Origin of the sequence: Occallatibacter riparius, assembly GCF_025264625.1 — a bacterium.
In the GTDB taxonomy this organism is placed as follows: Bacteria; Acidobacteriota; Terriglobia; order Terriglobales; family Acidobacteriaceae; genus Telmatobacter; species Telmatobacter riparius.
In genome coordinates, this window is the sequence record NZ_CP093313.1 from 4,091,537 (window position 1) to 4,109,069 (window position 17,533).

General features: G+C 61.5%; 10 protein-coding genes. 4 read left to right on the forward strand and 6 right to left on the reverse strand.

What is annotated here, in order from left to right; genetic code table 11:
* Position 1: 1 nt before the first annotated feature.
* Complete coding sequence (gene ftcD / locus MOP44_RS16635) at positions 2–1,501, reverse strand: glutamate formimidoyltransferase (protein WP_260791324.1); 1,500 nt, start codon at positions 1,499–1,501, stop codon at positions 2–4.
* A 156-nt stretch (positions 1,502–1,657) separates the two neighbouring features.
* Between ftcD and hutU the strand changes: the two genes are divergently transcribed.
* Together hutU and hutI are read left to right on the forward strand one after the other, a co-directional pair.
* Positions 1,658–3,319: a urocanate hydratase gene (gene hutU, locus MOP44_RS16640; RefSeq protein WP_260791325.1), complete on the forward strand. Its 1,662-nt coding sequence runs from the start codon at positions 1,658–1,660 to the stop codon at positions 3,317–3,319.
* Between the two features lie 42 nt (positions 3,320–3,361).
* Entirely contained in the window at positions 3,362–4,603 is a 1,242-nt protein-coding gene (hutI, locus tag MOP44_RS16645; RefSeq protein ID WP_260791326.1) for an imidazolonepropionase, read from the forward strand.
* Here hutI and MOP44_RS16650 read toward each other — a convergent pair whose 3' ends face one another.
* Positions 4,604–6,025 carry an APC family permease gene (locus MOP44_RS16650; RefSeq protein ID WP_260791327.1) on the reverse strand — a complete coding sequence of 474 codons (1,422 nt, stop codon included), beginning with the start codon at positions 6,023–6,025 and terminating at the stop codon, positions 4,604–4,606.
* 261 nt (positions 6,026–6,286) lie between these two features.
* Between MOP44_RS16650 and MOP44_RS16655 the strand changes: the two genes are divergently transcribed.
* Complete coding sequence (locus tag MOP44_RS16655; RefSeq protein ID WP_260791328.1) at positions 6,287–6,799, forward strand: universal stress protein; 513 nt, start codon at positions 6,287–6,289, stop codon at positions 6,797–6,799.
* Positions 6,800–6,872: 73 nt separating this feature from the next.
* Here the strand turns inward: MOP44_RS16655 and MOP44_RS16660 are convergent, their stop codons facing one another.
* From MOP44_RS16660 to MOP44_RS16670, 3 genes are all read right to left on the reverse strand, one after another.
* Complete coding sequence (locus tag MOP44_RS16660) at positions 6,873–8,315, reverse strand: glutamate synthase subunit beta (protein WP_260791329.1); 1,443 nt, start codon at positions 8,313–8,315, stop codon at positions 6,873–6,875.
* Positions 8,308–12,855 (reverse strand): glutamate synthase large subunit, encoded by a 4,548-nt coding sequence (gene gltB, locus MOP44_RS16665; RefSeq protein ID WP_260791330.1) that lies wholly within the window; start codon positions 12,853–12,855, stop codon positions 8,308–8,310. Before gltB ends, MOP44_RS16660 begins: the two co-directional genes overlap by 8 nt.
* A 260-nt stretch (positions 12,856–13,115) precedes the next feature.
* Complete coding sequence (locus MOP44_RS16670; RefSeq protein ID WP_260791332.1) at positions 13,116–14,954, reverse strand: phosphoenolpyruvate carboxykinase (GTP); 1,839 nt, start codon at positions 14,952–14,954, stop codon at positions 13,116–13,118.
* Positions 14,955–15,143: 189 nt separating this feature from the next.
* Between MOP44_RS16670 and MOP44_RS16675 the strand changes: the two genes are divergently transcribed.
* Positions 15,144–16,235: an NAD-dependent epimerase/dehydratase family protein gene (locus MOP44_RS16675; RefSeq protein WP_260791334.1), complete on the forward strand. Its 1,092-nt coding sequence runs from the start codon at positions 15,144–15,146 to the stop codon at positions 16,233–16,235.
* Positions 16,236–16,301: 66 nt separating this feature from the next.
* Here the strand turns inward: MOP44_RS16675 and MOP44_RS16680 are convergent, their stop codons facing one another.
* Positions 16,302–17,495: a zinc-dependent alcohol dehydrogenase gene (locus MOP44_RS16680; protein WP_260791336.1), complete on the reverse strand. Its 1,194-nt coding sequence runs from the start codon at positions 17,493–17,495 to the stop codon at positions 16,302–16,304.
* Between the last annotated feature and the right edge of the window lie 38 nt (positions 17,496–17,533).

A 17,533-nucleotide genomic window follows, 5' to 3' on the forward strand; every position in this document is an offset into this window, starting at 1 on the left:
CTCAGTCGGCTTGCGTTCTGAGCGCCGCTGCCAACTCCTGTGTGCGCGAGAGGAATTCCTGCTCGTCCGTGGTCTCAGCCTTCATGGACCCGAGGTTGATGTCGACGTTAGCCAGCGCGCCGGTGAGAGCGGCATTGGCGAGTGCGGCGGCCGTGATGAGATCGGAAGCCATGTTCGGATTCGTGATGGGTTTGAGCCGGTCGACCATCTTTGCGATGGCAGCCACGCGCTCCGCCACCCCCAGAGGCACCGTGGTGGCGGTTTGCAGGGCGGCGTTGATGATGCGATCGCCGTCTGCGGATTCGCGGGCGGCCTTATAGGCCTTCATGACGAAGTTGTAGGACTCGGCATCGGCGTCGATGGCCTGCTTGAGCTCTTCGCGGAGCTGACCCAGCTGGGCGATAGCCTCGCTGAGCTGCGACTCAAATTGTAGGTAAGCCTTCTTTCCGCGCGACATCGCGGCTACCATGTGGGCGAGTCCGGCGGCCATGGCTCCGGAAGCAGCCGCAGCGCTTCCACCGCCGGGGGTGGCGGTGGGCGCGGCGAGCTGCTCGATGAAGGGCTCGACACCTGCGCGTAACCCGCCGACAGCTGTCTTGCCGGTCATGACCGACGCGAGCCGGTTTTCCAGGATCAGCGATGAGTCGAAGTTCTCGACCTGCAGGAACCACTCCGCTGCTTGTTCTAGCGCGAGTTTCGGGATGAGGCCGACGATCTCGCTTGAAGTGGGCACGACGCCGTACCGCGCCGCTTCGCGTTTCACGAATTCGAAGACGCGATGGATGGGCGTTTGCTCGAAGTCGGTGAGGTTCATCGACACCTGCGCTTGTCCGCGGACCAGGAAGCCGGCACCCTTCACGAACCGCAGACCCCCCGTGGAGAAGCGCACGGCCTTCGCAATCTTCTTGGCGATATCAACGTCTGCGGTGTTGAGGAAGATGTTGTAGGCGACGAGAAATTTGCGAGCACCCACGACAGTAGCGCCCGCGGTGGGGTGTACCAGGGGCTCGCCGAAGTCAGGCTTGCGCGCAGGGTTCGTGGCGATCTCGTCACGAATGCCTTCGAACTGCCCGCGGCGAATGTTCTCGAGATTTTGGCGCTCGGGAGAGGCGGCCGCGGCTTCGTAGAGGTAGACGGGAATGCTGAAGCGCTTGGCGATCTCCGCGCCAACGTGCTTCGCCATGGCGACGCAATCCTCGATTGTCACCCCTTCAATCGGGATGAACGGCACAACGTCGGCGGCGCCCATGCGGGGATGCGCCCCCTGGTGCTGCGTAAGGTCGATGAGCTCAGCAGCTTTTCCGACGCCGCGGATGGCAGCCTCCTGGATAGCTTCGCGCTCGCCGACCAGTGTAATGACGCTGCGGTTGTGATCGGCGTCCATCTCACGGTCGAGCAGATGCACGCCAGGAATCTTCATGGCTTCAATGATGGCGTCAACCTTGGCCTTGTCGCGGCCTTCGGAAAAATTGGGTACGCATTCAACAAGAGTGTTGGGCACGAGTTGAGGATAAAGCGGCGAGGGAGCGCGGGCAATCGGAGATGCCGTCCGGGAGTCCGGATCGAAAGAGAAATCCACGGTAGATGTAGATTCATGTGGTGGATTCGTCCTTAAAGCAGGAGAGCGGGACGCATATGATGGCGATGAGGGTTGATTATGAGCGTGATGACAACGGCTCCGGTGATTCGCGCGCCGCGGGGCGGAAAGCTGAACTGCAAGGGATGGCAGCAGGAGGCGGCCTTGCGCTGCCTGATGAACAACCTCGATCCCGCAGTGGCGGAGCGGCCGAGCGACTTGGTGGTCTATGGCGGCATTGGCCGGGCGGCGCGCAACTGGGACTGCTATCACGCGATTGTGCGCGAGCTTCAGAGCCTGGGCAACGAAGAGACTCTGCTGGTGCAGAGCGGCAAGCCTGTCGCGGTGTTTCCCACGCACGATATGGCGCCGCGCGTGATCATCGCCAACTCCAATCTCGTCGGCAAGTGGGCGAACTGGGAGCATTTCCACGAGCTCGACCGCAAGGGCCTGATGATGTACGGGCAGATGACCGCGGGAAGCTGGATTTACATCGGTACGCAGGGCATTCTCCAGGGAACCTTCCAGACGTTCGCGTCCATGGCTGACCGGCACTTCGGCGGTTCGCTGAAGGGAAAGCTTGTCGTCACCGGCGGCATGGGAGGCATGGGCGGCGCGCAGCCGCTGAGCGTAACGCTGAACGACGGCGTAGTCCTCTGCATCGAGGTGGACCCCACGCGGATCCAGCGTAGACTCGATACGCGCTACTGCGATGTGCTGGCGGAGACGCTCGATCAGGCGCTCGAATTGTGCGAAGCAGCCCGGCGCGAAGGCCGCGCGCTAAGCGTGGGCCTGGTGGGCAACTGCGCCGATGTGCTTCCGCAAATTGTCCGGCGGGGCGTCCAGGTAGATGCGGTCACCGACCAGACCAGCGCGCACGATCCGCTGAACGGATACGTGCCTCAGGGGTTCACGCTCGAGCAGGCCGCGGAACTCCGCAAAAGCGATCCGGAAGAATACGTGAGGCGGTCTACTGCATCCATGGTCGTGCACGTCAACGCGATGCTCGCCTTGCAGCGTGCAGGCGCGGTAGCGTTCGACTACGGCAACAACATTCGGCGGTTTGCGTTCGATGCAGGATGCGCGGACGCCTTCGACATTCCGGGATTCGTGCCGGAGTACATTCGGCCGTTGTTCTGCGAGGGCGCTGGGCCGTTTCGCTGGGTAGCGCTGAGCGGCGACCCCAAGGACATTGACCGCACCGACGAACTAGCCCTAGAGCTTTTCCCCGACAACGAAATTCTCAACCGCTGGCTGCGTTTGGCGCGCGGACGATTTGCGTTCCAAGGACTGCCGGCGCGCATCTGCTGGCTCGGCTATGGCGACCGCGCAAAGATGGGCGAGGCAATGAACGACCTTGTCCGCAAAGGCGAGCTCTCGGCGCCAGTCGCCATCGGTCGCGATCATCTCGACACCGGCTCCGTCGCGAGCCCCTACCGCGAAACCGAGAAGATGCTCGACGGTTCAGACGCAGTCGCCGACTGGCCCATCCTCAACGCCCTCCTCAACACAGCCTCTAGCGCATCCTGGGTGAGCTTCCATCACGGCGGCGGTGTGGGCATGGGCTACTCGCTCCACGCGGGCCAGGTGACGGTGGCCGATGGAAGCGAGAATGCCTCCCGGCGGATTGCGCGCGTGCTGAATAATGATCCGGGAATCGGCGTCGCCCGCCATGTGGATGCGGGTTACGACATCGCGAAGAAGACTGCGCGGGAGAAAGGTATTCGGATTCCAATGGAATAGGCGCATGGACGAAGCGATCGAAGGGAAGAGGGCTCTGCGGCAGTGATCAAGGCGATCGTCAATATCGGGCAGTTGGTCACACTGGCGGGGCCGGCACGGCCACGCGTGGGCGCGGAGTTGCACGAGGTCGGCATCCGCGAGAATGCGGCCCTACTGCTTGAGCATGGCCGCATTGCTGCGGTCGGATCCTCTGACGAAATCCGGTCCAAAGTGCCGCTTCATGAAGTGCTCGACGCCCAAGGTCGCTGCGTCACTCCAGGCTTTGTCGATGCGCATACGCACTTGGTCTTCGCCGGCAATCGCGCAGATGAGTACGAGAAGCGAATCGCAGGCGCGACCTACCAGGAGATCGCCGCAGCCGGCGGCGGCATTCTGCGCACCGTGCGGCTAACGCGCGAGGCGAGCGAGGATGAGTTGCTGGCGTCCACGCGTCGCCATCGCGACTGGATGCTCCGCGGCGGCACCACGACCATCGAGGCGAAGTCGGGCTACGGCCTCGACCACGACACAGAGCTGAAGATGCTGCGCGTGATTGCGCGGCTGAATGAGGAAGGCCCGGCTCATCTCATCCCAACTCTTCTCTCTGCGCACACCGTTCCTCCCGAGTTCATCGACCGCCGCGCTGAGTACATCCGCTGGGTCGCAGAGGACCTGATTCCCAAAGTGGCAGCCGCTGGCCTGGCCCGCTACTGCGACGCCTTCTGCGACGACCACGCCTTCACAGTAGATGAGACGCGCGTAGTGCTGGAGTCCGCAAAACGACATGGGCTGGGTCTGCGGATTCATGCCGAGCAGTTCCGGCCCGGCACAGGTGCTGCGCTCGCCGCCGAGCTGGGTGCGGCCACGGCGGATCATCTCGAAACCGTAATGGATGAGACGCTGGCACAATTGCGCCAGGCAGGCGTGCAGCCCGTACTGTTGCCTGGCTCCGTCTTCGCGCTGAGCCGTACGCAGTACCCGCCGGCGCGCAAGATGGTGGAGGCCGGGCTTGCGATTGTGCTGGCAACGGACTTCAACCCAGGATCATCGCCGGTTCCCTCGATGCCATTCATGCTTTCACTGGCGTGCTTGCAGATGCGGCTCACACCGGCAGAGGCGCTGACCGCCGCAACGATCAATGCAGCCCACACCCTGGGCCTCGGCGCAGAGATCGGCTCGCTCGAGAAGGGTAAGCGCGCTGATTTCCTGATCCACGAATTTACTGATTATCGTGAGCTAGCGTATTTCATCGCGGCTCCGGCACGGCCGCGGGTGTTCATCGGAGGCGCTGAAGTCGCGACTTAATCAGCCCTTCACCGCAATGTCTTGCAACGCGCGGCGCATGCGCATGCGCCCTATCAAAAAGATCAACACGCCCGCTCCGATGAGGATGCCGCTGCCTCCTACGACCTTCAGCACCGCGAGCGGCTTGTTGGGCTCGTCGGCGGAGGGGATCACCGAGAGCACGATGGTTGCGCTGGTGCTGATGATGCCGATGATGGCGAGCATGATCGCAACGGGCTTGCCACCAGGTACTCGGCGCACCTCTGGCCCTGCAGGGCGCGATTGCAGGCGGATCATCGCGCCGAACAGCATTAGATAGGGAATGAAGTAGGCGATGATCGCCATGCTGACCAAGACGTCGTATGCACCGCGTACAGTGGTGCCGGCCTGGCTGGCGAGAGCCACGATAACTCCTGCGAGCCCATAAAGCCCAATGGCGACGTAGGGCGTGCGGTATCGCGTGTGGACCTTTCCGAACGCGGGCGGAAGGTAGTGATCGATTCCTGCGACGAAGGGCAGGCGCGATGTTGACGAGAGATACGCCGCCGCACCGCCGACCGAATTCAGTCCTACGAGCAATGCGACGGGCGCGATGAGCCACTCGACATGTAGGCGCGAGCTAAGCAGCGCCACCCCATTGATGAATCCGTCAGGCCCGGCCACGGCGGAGCTGGGCAGTGCAATCAGCAGGGCCGTAGTTCCACCGATGTAGCCGAGTGCGAGCACGCCGCCGCCCAGCAGAATGGCCCAGGGGATGATCCGCCGCGGGTTTTCGATCTCATCGCCCATGGCGGACCCGGCCTCCACTCCGCCAAATGCGAAGAAGACGCTCGACCAGAAGACGGCATTGCCCAAAGTGAAATGCGGCGTGAGACTTGCCATACTGAATTGATTCGCTGAACCAAAACGGAAGTACGCAATCACGGCGAGCGAAACCAATGCGATCAATGGCAGTACCGCCCCAATGGCGCATAGGTTGTTGAGCCATTTGCCCAGGTTCAGGCCGCGAATGTTAATGAACGTGATGATGCCCAGCCACGCGACCGAAAAGCTGATGAAGTAGAGCGGGTCGGTAGCGAGGCTGCGCGCGCCGCCCCCGAAAGCGAAGAGTGTGGAGGCTGCACCAAAATAGAGCACGCCCGGAAAGTAAGGCAGGTTGCTCATCAGGTACGTCCACGCGGAGATGAACCCCGATGCGTCGCCGAAGGCCTCTCGCGTCCAGATGTACAGGCCGCCCTCCTCTGGAAAGCGCGAGGACAGTTCCATCACGCTTGCAGCCAGCGGAACGAAGAAGCAGAAAAGCGCCGCGATCCAGACGAGCAGAATACTGGGGCCGGCCGCCGCGGCCATCGCCGTCCAGCGGACGCTGAGTCCGCTGACCACGTAAAACAGGAAGAGATCGCGAAATCGGATGGTGCGTTTGAGCGCGGGAACAGCGGCCATTTAGGGCGGAGCATAACAGACCACCTGCGCTGCGGCCAATCGCGTCTTCGGCCCGTTCTACACTTGGTCAAAATCTTCTGATTGGCCATTGCGGCGGTTCCGGGCGTTAGCGCCGACGACTGATCCCCGGGATGTGTAGTCGCTCCGCAGTGCGTCGGCAAACGGCGTGTCGCAGGTCACGGACCCGACCCGGTGGGAGGGCGATATCATCGTGTGCGAACAATCTGCGGCCTGCGCGGCCGCCCCTAAAAGGAGAACTCAATGGCCCCATCGCAGGCAGCAAGCGTGATTCCTGGCAAAATTCTTGTTCCGATCGACTTCAGCCCCTCATCGCACCAGGCGCTCGAAGCCGCTACCGAGCTTGCCGAGAAGTTCGGCTCGAAGCTCTATCTTCTGCATGTTGTCCCCGAATACCCGGGTTACGCGCTGCCGGAGAGTGTTTCGCAGCAGTCGATCATCAGCGACGGCAAGCAGAAGGCCGAGGAGCATTTTGAGGTCTCCATGGCGGGATTGAAAACCAAGGGCGTCCAGGCTACTTCGCATGTTGAGGTAGGAAGTGACGTGGCCGGAAGCATCCTGGATGCGATCGACCGCGAGAACGCCGATCTGGTGGTGCTCACTACGCACGGCCATTCGGGCTGGTATCCGCAGGTATTCGGATCGGTGGCGGAGAAGCTGGTGAAGCTCGCGACTGTCCCAGTGTTTCTGCTGCGCAGCCCTAAGCCGGAGAGTTCGGCCAAGGTTACCTACAGCGGCATGATGGAGTGGTGGTAAAGCAGGGAACAGGCATCAGAAATAACGGCCCGGGGATCGCAAGATCACCGGGCCGTTTCTTTGGAAACGCGGTCTACGCGTGCAAGCGATGCCGGAGGAGGGCAGGTTCCGCGGTCTCGGCCAGGTATTTGTCGACAGCTTCGGCGGCCTTGCGGCCTTCCGAGATGGCCCAGACGACGAGCGACTGTCCGCGGCGCATGTCCCCGGCGGCAAAGATGCCTTCAACCGACGACTGGTAGTCCGTGGTAGCCACGTTACCGCGTGCGTCAAGCGCAAGACCGAGTTGCTCGATCATGCCGTTGCGCACCGGCCCCAGGAAGCCCATGGCCAGCAGCACCAGGTCCACATCCTGCGTGAACTCAGATCCCGCAGTGGCTTCGAACTTCGGCGGCGGACCCACACGGCACGCGTGCACCTGCTTCACGTTGCCGTTTTCGTCGCCGGTGAAGTGAAGCGAGTTGATGGCCCAGTCGCGAATGCCGCCTTCTTCGTGCGCGCTTTCCGTGCGCAACTGCAGCGGCCAAAGCGGCCACGGCGTTGAACCAGCACGCGACGCAGGCGGCTTGGGCATGATCTCCCACTGATGCACGGAGAGAGCGCCTTGGCGGTGGCTCGTGCCCAGGCAGTCCGCGCCCGTGTCGCCGCCGCCGATGATCAGCACGCGCTTGCCCTTGGCGCTGATCGCGATGCTGTCGGGGACGGTGTCGCCCTCGTTCCGGCGATTCTGCTGCGGCAGGAACTCCATGGCGAAGTGAATGCCCTTGAGCTCACGGCCCTCAATCTTCAGGTCGCGCGGCTGCTCGGCGCCGCCGCACAGCAGGATAGCGTCGTAATGCTCGGTCAGCGTTTCGACTGGGATGTTTACACCGACATGCGCATTGGTCAGGAACGTCACGCCCTCGGCCTTCATCTGTGCGATGCGGCGATCGATGACGTGCTTCTCGAGCTTGAAGTTGGGAATGCCGTAACGCAGCAGACCCCCGATGCGGTCATTCTTTTCGTAGACGGTGACGGAGTGGCCGGCGCGCCGAAGTTGCTGTGCGGCGGCAAGACCAGCGGGGCCGCTGCCGACGACAGCGACGCGCTTGCCGGTGTTGTGCTCAGGCGGTTCGGGGCGGATGAAGCCTTCATCCCACGCGCGCTCCACGATGCTCTTCTCGATGAGCTTGATGGAGACGGGCGGCTCGGTGATGCCGAGGACGCAGGCCGCCTCGCACGGAGCAGGGCAGATGCGGCCCGTGAACTCAGGAAAGTTGTTAGTCGCGTGCAGACGGCGGATAGCGGCTTCCCAGCGATTGTTGTAAACAAGGTCATTCCAGTCGGGAATGATGTTGTTCACGGGGCAGCCGGTATGGCAGAAGGGTACGCCGCAATCCATGCAGCGAGCGGCCTGGTCCCGCTGCTTTTCTTCAGGGAACGGATTGTAGATTTCGAACCAGTCCTTGATGCGCTCCTCAGGTGCGCGGCGCGTTGGCTGTTCGCGTTCAATTTCAAGAAAGCCGGTAACTTTACCCATGGTGTACCTCTGCCTTTTCCAGGCGGGGCACGCCCAGAACACGCTTGTATTCGTGCGGGAAGACCTTGATGAAGCTGCCTTGCGCCTTTTCGAAGTTATCCAGAATCCACGCGGCGCGCGGGCTCCCGGTCAGGTCGCGATGGCGCTCGAGCAATCCGCGAACGAGAACGATGTCGTCCGGGTTCGCCAAGGGCTCGAGATCGACGCTCGCCTGGTTGCAGCGGCGTGTGGCGAAGTCGCCGGCATCGTCGTAGACATAAGCGATGCCGCCGCTCATGCCGGCTGCGAAGTTGCGGCCCGTTGAACCGATAACGAGCACCGTGCCGTTCGTCATGTACTCGCAGCCGTGATCGCCAACACCTTCAACAACCGCCGTGGCGCCGGAGTTACGAACTGCGAAGCGCTCGCCGGCGATGCCATTGAGGAAGACTTCGCCGCTGGTGGCGCCGTACAGAACCACGTTGCCGACCAGGATGCTTTCTTCAGGAAGGAAGCTCGACGTGCGGGGCGGATAGGCGATGATGCGGCCGCCGCTCAATCCCTTGCCGAGATAATCGTTCGAATCGCCTTCGAGCTCGAGCGTCACGCCGGAAGGAACGAATGCGCCAAAGCTCTGACCCGCCGAGCCGTGGAACTTGAAGTGGATGGTCTCGTCGGGCAGGCCTTCGGAGCCGTAGCGGCGTGCGATTTCCCCACCCAGCATTGCGCCCACCGTGCGGTGAATGTTGCGAATGCTGAAGCTATGCTTGACCAGCTTCTTCGACTTGAGCGCAGGCGCGGCTTTCTCGATCAACGCGTGATCCAGCGCCTGGTCGAGGCCGTGATCCTGCTTCTTCACGCAGCGGCGCGCCACGCGCGAGGGAAGTTCCGGCAGGTAGAGGATCGCCGAAAGGTCGATGCCCTTGGCCTTCCAATGCGCCTCGGCGAGAACGCTGTCGAGCTTGTCGACCCGGCCCACCATCTCGTCGAAGGTGCGGAAGCCGAGCTTCGCCATGTGCTCGCGCACCTGCTCGGCGATGAAGAAGAAGAAGTTGATGACGTGCTCAGGCTGGCCAGTGAACTTCGCGCGAAGCACCGGATCCTGCGTTGCGATGCCGACTGAACACGTGTTCAGGTGGCACTTGCGCATCATGATGCAGCCCATCGTGATGAGAGGCGTTGTGGCAAAGCCGAACTCCTCCGCGCCAAGCAGCGCGGCGATCGTGACGTCGCGACCGGTCTGCAGCTTGCCGTCCGTCTGTACGCGGATGCGCGAGCGCAGATCGTTCAGCAACAGTACCTGCTGAGTCTCGGCAAGGCCGAGCTCCCACGGAAGACCAGCGTGCCGAATCGAGCTGAGCGGCGAAGCGCCGGTGCCGCCCGAGTCGCCCGAGATCAGCACCACGTCGGCGTGCGCCTTCGAAACGCCCGCGGCCACTGTACCCACTCCCACTTCGGAGACGAGCTTCACGGCGATCCGCGACTGCGGATTGACGTTCTTAAGGTCGTAGATCAACTGCGCCAAATCTTCAATCGAATAGATGTCGTGATGCGGCGGCGGCGAGATGAGCCCCACGCCGGGGATCGAGTGCCGCGTCTTCGCGATCACTTCATCCACCTTGTGGCCCGGCAGCTGTCCGCCTTCGCCGGGCTTCGCACCCTGCGCCATCTTGATCTGCAACTCGTCCGCGTTGACCAGGTAGTTCGTCGTCACACCGAAGCGTCCGCTGGCAATCTGCTTCACTGCGCTGCGACGCGAGTCGCCGTTCGCATCGGGCTTGAAGCGGGCTTCGTCTTCGCCGCCCTCACCGGTGTTTGACATGCCGCCGATGCGGTTCATCGCGATAGCCAGCGTCTCGTGCGCCTCCTTGCTGATGGAGCCGTACGACATGGCGCCGGTCACGAAGCGCTTCACGATCTCCTTGGCCGGCTCCACTTCTTCGATCGCAATCGGGTGCTCGGCGTACTTCAACTGCAGCAGGCCGCGTAGCGTACAGAGCGTGCGGTTCTGCCCGTCGATGAGATCCGTGTACTCCTGGAACGTAGCGGGGTTGTTGGCCCGCACAGCATGCTGCAGCTTGCTGATGGTCAGGGGATTCAGCAGGTGATACTCGCCGTTGACGCGATATTGATACTGTCCGCCGACCACCAGCTCAGTCTCGGAATCCGTGAGCGGCTGGAAGGCGAACGAGTGCTTCATCTGCGCCTCGCGCGCCAGCACGTCGAGTCCGACGCCCTCAATGCGCGAAGCCGTTCCGGAGAAGTAGGCATCGACCAGCGCTTTATTTAGGCCGACTGCTTCGAATACCTGCGCGCCGCGATAGCTCTGCAGCGTGCTGATGCCCATCTTTGAGAAGGTCTTCAACAGGCCCTTGTTGATGCCCTTGACGAAGTTCTTCTCGGCCTGGTTGCCTGTCACGTTGTGCGGCAGCAGCCCGCGACGCTTGAGGTCGTGCAGTGTCTCGATGGCAAGATACGGATTGATCGCGCTCGCGCCGTAGCCGATGAGTAGTGCGAAGTGCATCACCTCGCGCGGCTCGCCGCTCTCAATGATGAGCGCGACCTGGGTGCGGGTCTTCTCGCGGACAAGCCGATTGTGCACGGCCGCCATCGCAAGCAGCGAAGGAATCGGTGCGTAGGTCGAGTCCACGCCGCGATCAGAGATGATCAGCAGCGTGTATCCCGAAGAGACCGCATGGGATGCGCGGCTGGCGAGATCGTCAAGCGCCTGCTTCAAGCCCTTCTCGCCATCTTCGGCGCGGAACAGCGCAGGCAGTGTGGTCGCGAGCAAGTCGCCGGAAGACACCCGGCGCAGCTTTTCCAGGTCGCGATTCGTCAGAATCGGATGCGGCAACTTCAGCGTGTGGCAGTTCTCCGGCGTCTCTTCCAGAATGTTGCGCTCGGTGCCGATGTAGCTGATGAGCGACATCACCAGCTCTTCGCGGATGGGATCGATCGGCGGGTTCGTGACCTGCGCAAAGAGCTGCTTGAAGTAGTTGAACAGCGGCTGTGGGCGGTCGGACAAGCACGCGAGCGGCGTGTCAGTTCCCATCGAGCCTACAGGCTCTTCGCCCTTCGCGCCCATGGGCGCAAGCAGAATGCGGAGGTCCTCTTCGCTGTAACCGTAGGCGCGCTGGCGGCGCAGCAGCGTCTCAGGGTTCGAAGCAATCACGCGCGAAGGCTCAGGCAACTGGTCGAGCGTGACCTGTTGCTCCTGCAGCCATTGCGCATAGGGCTTGCGCGCGGCCAGTTCCTTCTTGATTTCAGCGTCGGCAATGATCCGCTTCTGTACCGTATCGACCAGGAACATGCGGCCCGGCTGCAGGCGGCCCTTCTTGCGGATGTCCTCGGCGGGCGCGTCGATTACGCCTGCTTCCGAAGCGAGAACGACGATGTCGTCCTTCGTAATCATGTAACGGCCGGGGCGCAGCCCGTTGCGGTCGAGCGTCGCGCCAATCACGCGGCCATCCGTGAAGGCAATCGCGGCGGGCCCGTCCCACGGCTCCATCAGCGATGCGTGGTACTCGTAGAACGCGCGCTTGTCCTCGTCCATATCAGGATTGCCGGCCCACGCTTCGGGGATCAGCATCGCCATGACATGGGGCAGGGAACGGCCGGACTGGAAGAGGAACTCGACGGCATTGTCGAGTGAAGAAGAGTCGCTGCCGTCCGGCACGATCACCGGGAAGAGGTCTTCAATCTTCTCGCCGTGCAGCGGATGCTCCAGCACGCCCTGGCGTGCGTTCATCCAGCTCACGTTGCCGCGAATCGTGTTGATTTCACCGTTATGCGCCACATAGCGGTACGGATGCGCCAGTTTCCAGCTTGGGAAGGTGTTGGTCGAGAAGCGCTGGTGCACCAGCGCAAGCGCGCTCTTGACAAGCGGATTGGCAAGCTCGAAGTAGAACTTCTCGATCTGCGGGGCCAGCATCAGGCCCTTGTAGATGATGGTGCGACACGAGAACGAAGGAATGTAGAAGAATTCCTTGTCTTCAATGTCCGACTCGCAGATCTCGTTCTCCGTACGGCGGCGGATCTTGTAGAGAAGACGCTCGAACGCCTCCTCGTCAAGTCCCTCGGGCCGGCGCACGAACAGCTGCTCTATATAAGGTTGCGAAGCGCGCGCTTCGCGGCCAATGGCATCGCCATTCACCGGCGTGTCGCGCCAGCCAATCACCGTCGCGCCCTCTTCGTTCGCAATCCGCTCAATCACGCCTTCGCACTGCAGGCGGCTGTGCTTATCCACGGGCAGGAAGCACATGGCCACGCCGTAACCGCCTTCTCCAGGCAGAGGCATCCCCAGTTCGCCGCACTCGCGTGCAAAGAACACGTGCGGAATCTGAATCAGAATTCCCGCGCCGTCCCCGGTCTCGGGATCGCATCCCGCTGCACCGCGATGGGTCAGGTTGATCAGAACTTCGAGGCCCTTGCGGATGATCTCGTGGCTCTTCTCACCACGAATGCTGGCGACCAGGCCCATGCCGCAGTTGTCGTGCTCGTTCTGCGGATGATAGAGCCCTTGAGCGTCAGGTACACGAATACCGCGATCGGATGATTGCATAGAAAACCCTTTGCGATCAGATGCGACGGCATAGGAATGATGCCGTCAGGAGCTAGATCAATTACCGATGCTCGTGCGATGTCCGCCGAGGTTTCAGAGGTTCAGCGTGCCAGCGTCCTGAATAGGTGGCTCCGAGTGGTGCTGGAATTTTTAATATAACCGAAATGATCGTCAAGACAAAGAGCGAATTCGCGTAAAAAGTCAATCAAAAGCCCCGCGGACTGTGCATCCGCGGGGCCTTTTTGGGTCACGGCGCGTAATTACAGCCTATATATCAACAACTCGCGCTCGTAGATCATTTCGGGCGGCAGGTGGTCGTGCAGGTCGATAAAGAGTCCTTCGTGCCCGATGATCTCCTGCTTCCAGGCCTCGCGATCGAACTCCATTAAGTTGTCAAAGGTCTCCTGCGGGAATTCCAGGCCCGACCAGTCAATGTCGTCGTAACGCGGCACCCACCCGATGGCTGTTTCGCGTCCATGTGTGCGCCCCTGCACGCGTTCTACAATCCAGCGCAGCACACGCATGTTGTCGCTGAACCCCGGCCACATGAACTTGCCGTTCTCATCCTTGCGGAACCAGTTCACATGAAAAATGCGTGGAGTACGATCAAGTCCGCGCTGCATCTTGAGCCAGTGCCGGAAATAGTCGCCCATGTGGTAGCCGCAGAAGGGCAGCATCGCCATTGGATCGCGCCGCACCTTGCCCACGGCTCCTGCCTGGGCTGCCGTCGTCTCCGATCCCATAGTCGCGCCGATGTACACGCCACTCGACCAGTTGAATGCCTGGTACACAAGCGGCAGCGTCGTCGATCTGCGCCCGCCAAAGACAATAGCCTCGATGGGCACGCCATTCGGCGACTCCCAGTCGGGGTCCATCGTGGGACATTGCCTTGCCGGAGCGGTGAAGCGGCCGTTGGGGTGCGCCGCGGTGCGGCCGGTCTGTTTTGCAATCTCAGGCGTCCAGCGCTCCCCACGCCAGTCTTCACACTCGGCCGGTGGTGTGTCGGTCATGCCTTCCCACCACACCCCGCCTTCCGGCGTGAGCGCGACATTGGTAAAAATAGAGTTTTTCGCCAGCGTCATCATTGCCATCGGGTTCGTCTTCTTGCTCGTTCCCGGAGCGACGCCGAAGAACCCCGCCTCTGGATTGATCGCGCGCAGGTTTCCATTCTTGTCGGGCCTGATCCACGCGATGTCATCTCCGACGGTCCACACCTTCCAGCCCTTCATCGCCTTTGGTGGGATCAGCATCGCGAAATTCGTCTTGCCGCATGCCGACGGAAATGCCGCCGCCACATACGTCTTCTCGCCCTGCGGATCTTCCACGCCGAGAATCAGCATGTGCTCAGCCATCCAGCCCTCGTCGCGCGCAATATTAGACGCGATGCGCAACGCGAAGCACTTCTTCGAGAGCAGGGCATTGCCGCCGTAGCCCGATCCGTACGACCAGATCTCGCGCGTCTCCGGGAAATGCACAATGTACTTCGTCTCGTTGCACGGCCACGCCGGATCGTGCTGTCCTGGCTTCAGCGGCATGCCCACCGTGTGCATACAGGGCACAACACGCACCTCGTCCTTGTCGATCTCGGCAAACACCGGCGCGCCGATCCGAGCCATAATGCGCATGTTCACGACGACGTAGGGAGAATCCGTGAGCTGTACGCCGATCCCCGACATCGGCGAGCCCACCGGTCCCATGCTGAACGGCAGCACATACATCGTCCGCCCTTGCATGCAGCCTTTAAATAGCTGCTTCAGGCGCCTGCGCATCACGAACGGATCTTCCCAGTTGTTAGTGGGGCCCGCGCCGTCCTTCGAGAGCGAGCAGATGAAAGTGCGGTCTTCGACTCGCGCCACGTCGCTTGGCGACGACCGCGCGTAATAGCAGCCCGGCCAAAGCTTTTGATTCAGCTTGATGAATGTGCCCGCCCGCACCAGGCGCTCGCACAAAAAGTCGTACTCTTCCTGCGATCCATCGACCCAGTGAATTGCATCGGGACGGCAGAGCTCCGCCATCTTCTCCACCCAGCGGATCAGGTGCTTGTTTTTCGTCAGGACTTTCGTACCCAGGGCCGAGTCAACCGCGACAGACGCTTTCATGAACGGACTGCGCTCCTCCCCGCCATTTTAACCGCGAAAGATAGAGGCATGTCCGATTCGGACGACCGGCTCCATCGCTCCAGCGTGCGTGCGGTTCCCTTAACGCAAGATCGTCGGGCAAATCAACCGCAAAGCCTATTCGAGCATCGGAATGAAAGGATGGAAGTGTCTGCGCGGCGAGGGCCCTGCATGTCCATGGATACAGAGAATCAGACCAAACATATCCTTATTACCGGCGGAGCCGGATTCATCGGCGCCAACTTGGTCGCGCATCTGCTCGCTGCGACCGACGCCCGAATTACCATCTTCGACAATCTCTCCCACCCCGGCGCAGAACTGAACCTGATGTGGCTCCGTTCGCAGGCACACGCCACACGCCTGCGCTTCCTGCGCGGCGACGTGCGCAGCGCAGTTCGTATCCGAGATGCCGCGCGGGACGTCGACGAGATCTATCACCTCGCCTCCCGTTGCGAAGGCACCTCCGAATCGCGGGAAAACTTCGACACGAACGTGACCGGAACCCTCAACGTGCTTGAGGCCGCACGCGGCTCCAGTCGCAGACCGATAGTCTTCTACATCTCAACTTCAAAGGTCTACAACGCGATCAGCTCCGATGCGCTGCAGCAGCAGGGAAATCGGCTGCAGCCCGTCGACCCTGATTTCCAGGGCATCTCCGAACGCGCGCAGGCGAACTTCGCCCTCCCCACTGTCTGCTCACGCGCCACGGCGGATCATCACGTCACCGACTACGCGCGCTTCTACGACGTGCCCACCCTTGTCCTCCGCGCTGATACGGTCGCCGGTCCCCGGCAGTTCGAGAAGGCAGGCCGGGGCTGGGTCTCGCACCTTGTTTACTCGGTCCAGGCCGGGCGCCCCGTTACCGTCTATGGCAGCGGTCTGCAGGTACGCGAAGTCCTCCATGTCTCGGATGTGGTGAGTGCCTTGATGGCCGCGCGCGATTTCCGCGCAGTCACCACCGGCAATGTCTACAACATCGGCGGCGGTCCCGCCCACACGGTTTCCGTGAACGAGATGATCGAGTTAATCGAGCGCGTTTGCCACCGGCAGGGCCAGGTGCATCACGCACCGGCAAGGCCCGAAGATCCCCTGTTTTTCATGTCCAACAGTTCCAGGTTCAGAACCGTCACAGGCTGGTTCCCGCGCCGGTCGCTCGAGCAGACGGTGCGCGACATCGCCGCGTTCTGGCACGCGCAACAATCGCGGATCCACCTCACTTCAAGGCCCATGCGTGCGGTTCCACAGCATCGGCACGCCGCCTGAACTTCATCTGACAAAAGGAAGAGCTCCCCAAGTTGCCCTGAGGAGCTCTTCTCGTTGCGCAGCGTTTTAAGCAGCCTTCTTCTCAGCCCACGGATCGATAACGATCTTCGTCACCTTGTCCTTCTTGTCGCGCCAGATCTTGTACATCTCCGGCGCCTCATCCAGCGTAATGCGATGCGAGATGAGGAAGGTCGGATCGATCTGCCCCTTCTCGATGCGCTCCAGCAGCGGCTTCATATACTTCTGCATGTGCGTCTGACCCATCTTCATTGTCAAGCCTTTGTTCATCGCCGCGCCAAACGGAACCTTGTCCAGCAGCCCGCCATACACCCCCGGAATCGACAACGTTCCACCTTTGCGCACACCAATGATTGCCTGCCGCAACACGCCGGGCCGGTCGGTTTCCATGAACAGGGCCGTCTTCACCTTGTCGTACACGTACTGCAAATCGTTGGAGTGCGCCTCCATACCCACGGCGTCAATTGCACAATCAGGTCCGATGCCTCCGGTGAGATCCTTCAACGCCGTCAGCACGCTCACGTCTTCCTCGGAGTAGTCCACGGTGATGGCCCCCAGCTTCCGTGCCAGTTCTAGCCGCTCTGGGAACCGGTCGATCGCGATCACCCGCGCTGCGCCAAGCATGAATGCGCTTGAGATCGCGAACAGCCCTACCGGACCGCAGCCCCAAACCGCAACCGTGTCGCCCTCTTCGATATTCGCGTTCTCCGCGGCCATATAGCCAGTCGGAAAGATATCCGAGAGGAATAGCACCTTCTCATCAGGAAGATCGCTCTCGATCTTCAGCGGCCCCACGTTGGCGAATGGCACTCGCACATATTGCGCCTGACCTCCGGCATATCCGCCCAACATATGCGAATAGCCAAACAGACCCGACGGCGTGTAGCCATCTAGGGTCTCCGCGATGTGCGCATTGGGGTTGGTGTTGTCGCACAGCGACCATAGCTGCTTACGACAGAACAAACAATTCCCGCAAGAAATCGTGAACGGCACAACCACGCGATCCCCCCGCTTCAAGTTCGTCACATCGCGGCCGACCTCCTCCACAATGCCCATGAATTCGTGTCCCAGAATGTCGCCCTGCTCCATCGTGGGGATAAAGCCATCGAACAGGTGCAGGTCCGACCCGCATATCGCCGTCTTCGTGATCTTCAATATCGCATCATGCGGATTGAGCAATGCCGGGTCCGGCACGTTCAGCGTCTCAATCTTGCTCTTTCCCATCCAGCAAACTGCCTTCATCGTCCACTCCTTTTTCCAGGTATGCCCCGTGCCTCATC

Coding starts and splice junctions, on each gene's coding strand:
- MOP44_RS16655 (WP_260791328.1), top strand. CDS start 6,287: ATGGCCCCATCGCAGGCAGCAAGCGTGATTCCTGGCAAAATTCTTGTT.
- MOP44_RS16675 (WP_260791334.1), top strand. CDS start 15,144: ATGTCCATGGATACAGAGAATCAGACCAAACATATCCTTATTACCGGC.
- MOP44_RS16660 (WP_260791329.1), bottom strand. CDS start 8,315: ATGGGTAAAGTTACCGGCTTTCTTGAAATTGAACGCGAACAGCCAACG.
- MOP44_RS16650 (WP_260791327.1), bottom strand. CDS start 6,025: ATGGCCGCTGTTCCCGCGCTCAAACGCACCATCCGATTTCGCGATCTC.
- MOP44_RS16670 (WP_260791332.1), bottom strand. CDS start 14,954: ATGAAAGCGTCTGTCGCGGTTGACTCGGCCCTGGGTACGAAAGTCCTG.
- gltB (WP_260791330.1), bottom strand. CDS start 12,855: ATGCAATCATCCGATCGCGGTATTCGTGTACCTGACGCTCAAGGGCTC.
- hutU (WP_260791325.1), top strand. CDS start 1,658: ATGAGCGTGATGACAACGGCTCCGGTGATTCGCGCGCCGCGGGGCGGA.
- MOP44_RS16680 (WP_260791336.1), bottom strand. CDS start 17,495: ATGAAGGCAGTTTGCTGGATGGGAAAGAGCAAGATTGAGACGCTGAAC.